We start from the raw sequence: 3,278 nt of genomic DNA, 5'->3' as shown, positions 1-3,278 counted from the left end.
TAGTGGATAAAGCAAAAATACTGAGACAAATACGGCGATGGGCGCACTAAAAGCGATCGCGTTATAAGGTCGTATTCCGACTAAACGCGAGATTTCAAATTGTCTGAGCATGAAGCCAATTAGCGCAAAAGCACCGTGTAGTGCGATAAACGCCCACAGTCCCCCGATTTGACACCAGCGGGTGAAACTCCACCCTGCCTCTGGTCCCCATAAAAATAACAGCGAGTGTCCCATGCTGTCTGCGGGTGTTGATGCTGCTACGGTTAGGAAGTTACATCCTTCTAGGTATGAAGAAGCTAATCCGTGAGTGTACCAACTGGTTACGAATGTGGTGCAGGTTAGCCATCCTCCAATTGCCATGTAGGCACAGGGGAAAAGTAGGATTCCTGACCATCCTACGAATACAAAGCGATCGCGCTTGAGCCAGTCGTCTACCGCATCAAAGATGCCGCGTTTGGCTGGCGCGCGTCCTACTGCTATTGTCATATACTAGATCTCCAAAATAATACTTATAAGATCGTTAGGAATTATTACAATTTCAGGACTTGACACGAAATTACATCAAGTCGATTGTGAGAAAAGTTAACTTTTCTTTACTTATATTACACATCTTAGAAGAAAACAATTGGAATTTCCAGGTCAAATCCAAAGAAAAAATTAAATTTATCCTAGATTAAACAAAAATAAGGATGCGAAATTAGGTGAATCTGGAAGATAATCAAATTGTTGCAATTTTTATGATGAGAGTTTCATGTTTACCATCGATATAGTTTTACAAGACCTTCCCTTACCCATCTCAGTACAGCGTAAAGAATCTAAAGCTGCTGAAAGCCTGTATCAAGAAATTCTTCAGGCAATGCGCTCTGGCAGTTCTGATTTAGTCGAACTTACCTGTGACAAAGAAGAGGATAAAAAAGTAGCGGTCAAAGGTAACCTAATTAATGCTGTCAGCGTTAACAAAAAGTCTGGTGGTATGGCAGAAGGAAGAGTACCGGGATTTTTTGCTGCTGTTGCTGATAAGTAATGATTTCTTCTATTGATACTGAGTCCGATAAATCATCAATTATCAAAGTGGACAACATCCATTTTGGTTGGACATTTGAGGCGATGGTATTGAAGGGTTGTTCTCTCCAAGTTCCTCAAGGAGAGTTCTGGATGCTGTTGGGCAATAATGGTAGTGGTAAATCTACTTTATTAAGGCTATTAGCTGGGTTATTAATTCCTGATTCTGGGTCGATTGTAATGCCCTACAAAACTGGATTTGTCTTTCAAAATCCTGACCATCAATTAGTTATGCCTACTGTTGGTGCAGATATTGCCTTTGGTTTGGTAAGTGAAAACTTATCTCAAATACAGACTAGACAAAGAGTGAAAGAGGCTTTAGATGCGGTAAATCTACTAGATTTAGAAAGACGACCAATTCATGCTCTAAGTGGAGGACAAAAACAAAGGATTGCGATCGCTGGAGCAATTGCCCGTAACTGTGAAGCAATTTTGTTTGATGAACCTACTGCTCTACTCGATCCTGATACTCAATTAGAATTAGTAGCGCAGGTAAAAAATTTAGTCAAAAAGCGTGGGCTTACTGCGCTTTGGGTGACCCATCGCCTAGAAGAACTAGATTACTGTGATGGAGCTTTCTTGCTCGAAGGAGGAAAAGTTGTAGCTCAGGGAAATCCGCAACTTCTGAAACAAAAACTGTTAGCAACGGAGCAGCATTAATAGAATGTAATGTGATTTATGTACAAATTCCTTAAGTGAGAAGCTGTTATTGTAAGTAATTCAAGCTAAAGCTTTTTAAGCTAATTTAACTTTTTGTTAACAAATTTGCTTAGAATAAGGATGAAATCATGATTCAATTTGTATAAAAAACCGTTGCAATGTCCCCTTCTTCCTACCAGGCAATACTACTCGTCGATGGTTATAATATCGTCGGCGACTGGTCGGACTTAAAAAAAAGTCGCGATCGCCACGGCTTAGAAGCTGCCCGTCATGAGTTAGTCGAATGCTTAATTAACTACAGTGCTGCCGTAGCATACCGCACTAAGGTAGTCTTTGATGCTCACTATCAAGACACGCCCCGCAGTACTGAGATACATACCTCTGCTTTATCGGTACATTACACCGCTTTTGCCGAAACTGCCGATACTTATATTGAAAAATTCTGTGCGACATTTTCCCGCAAAAAATATCAGCAGGAGTCGACTCGTTTAATTGTAGCTACTAGCGATCGCGCCCAGCAGTTAACCGTAGTTGGTTATGGGGCAGAATGGCTTTCGGCTCCAATGCTAGCTAGAGAAGTGGAACAAACAGCCCAGAAAACCAAAAGCAGAACTAAAAAGCAGACCAAGAAGCAACCTTCTGGTCGCTTTTTATTTAATACCCTCGATCCTGTGGCGCAAAAGCGACTTAGGCAAATGCAGCGGGGCATTCAGTAGTTTTAGTTTGCTGATGAGAAACTTTTTCTGGGTGAATTGTTGACAGTAACAAGAATATTCGATATATTTAAAAACGTTGCCAGTTAACGAAATGACTAGCAAAGAGTCTAAGCCCCCATCGTCTAGTGGCCTAGGACACCTCCCTTTCACGGAGGCGACAGGGATTCAAATTCCCTTGGGGGTATTGAAAAAGTAGGAATCAAGCTTATTGCCTGACTCCTACTTCTTTTGTCTTTACATCAAACTAAATCTGATCGCTTTTAACCTAAACTAATTCAATATTTTCAGTAATATTAAATTCTGAAACTGAATTATCTAACACTGCTAGTTCAGTTTGATTCCAATACAATTTATGTTCGTTGGCATTGTAGTTTAGAGAATCATAAGAAGATGCACCTAATTCCATAGAAGAAATTTGAATTTTGTCACCTTCGGCAAAGTTAAAGTCAGCAATAGTATCAATACCATCGAAACCGAGGACAAAAGTGTCTTTACCTTCTCCACCTGTTAATAGATTATCTCCGTTTCCACCTTCTAGTAAGTCATTACCCCTACCCCCAGTTAAACTATCGTTACCTTCATCGCCATAAGCCGCAACATCAACACCAGTATAGCTAGCATTGAAAGTATCATTACCTTCGCCACCAGTAAAGTTCACTTTCTGGACATCAGTACCAGTTAAATCTCTGACATTGAGGATGTCATCACCGCCACCACCATTGATTTCAAACTGCTCGACGTTATCTACGTTTAGGGTAAAGTTGCCTAAGTTTAAGCGTTCAAATTCAGCGCGATCGCCATTAGCTCTTAATTCAAAATCATCTCCAGCATCAACTGCAC

5 protein-coding genes and 1 tRNA gene are annotated in these 3,278 nt (G+C 40.6%); 4 read left to right on the top strand and 2 right to left on the bottom strand.

Going from position 1 to position 3,278, the window contains the following annotated elements; translation table 11 throughout:
• Positions 1-486: photosystem II D2 protein (photosystem q(a) protein) (locus tag V6C71_00590; protein ID HEY9766987.1), on the bottom strand; the 486-nt coding region annotated here is incomplete at its 3' end.
• A 265-nt stretch (positions 487-751) separates the two neighbouring features.
• Here V6C71_00590 and V6C71_00585 point away from each other — a divergent pair.
• From V6C71_00585 to V6C71_00570, 4 genes are all read left to right on the top strand, one after another.
• A complete protein-coding gene (locus tag V6C71_00585) occupies positions 752-1,024 on the top strand; it encodes a hypothetical protein (protein ID HEY9766986.1) in 273 nt (90 codons plus the stop codon).
• Positions 1,024-1,722 (top strand): ABC transporter ATP-binding protein, encoded by a 699-nt coding sequence (locus V6C71_00580; GenBank protein ID HEY9766985.1) that lies wholly within the window; start codon positions 1,024-1,026, stop codon positions 1,720-1,722. Before V6C71_00585 ends, V6C71_00580 begins: the two co-directional genes overlap by 1 nt.
• Positions 1,723-1,880: 158 nt before the next feature.
• Positions 1,881-2,438 (top strand): NYN domain-containing protein, encoded by a 558-nt coding sequence (locus tag V6C71_00575; GenBank protein ID HEY9766984.1) that lies wholly within the window; start codon positions 1,881-1,883, stop codon positions 2,436-2,438.
• Between the two features lie 111 nt (positions 2,439-2,549).
• A tRNA-Glu gene (locus V6C71_00570) sits at positions 2,550-2,622 on the top strand.
• Between the two features lie 81 nt (positions 2,623-2,703).
• Here V6C71_00570 and V6C71_00565 read toward each other — a convergent pair.
• A partial coding sequence (locus tag V6C71_00565; GenBank protein ID HEY9766983.1) for a hypothetical protein occupies positions 2,704-3,278 on the bottom strand: 575 nt, incomplete at its 5' end.

This window comes from Coleofasciculaceae cyanobacterium, assembly GCA_036703275.1.
In the GTDB taxonomy this organism is placed as follows: domain Bacteria; phylum Cyanobacteriota; class Cyanobacteriia; order Cyanobacteriales; family Xenococcaceae; genus Waterburya.
This window is presented reverse-complemented; position numbering and strand designations above follow the sequence as displayed.

Excerpts from the sequence above, each read along its gene's own strand:
- V6C71_00585 (HEY9766986.1), top strand. The coding sequence starts at position 752 with ATGTTTACCATCGATATAGTTTTACAAGACCTTCCCTTACCCATCTCA.
- V6C71_00580 (HEY9766985.1), top strand. The coding sequence starts at position 1,024 with ATGATTTCTTCTATTGATACTGAGTCCGATAAATCATCAATTATCAAA.
- V6C71_00575 (HEY9766984.1), top strand. The coding sequence starts at position 1,881 with ATGTCCCCTTCTTCCTACCAGGCAATACTACTCGTCGATGGTTATAAT.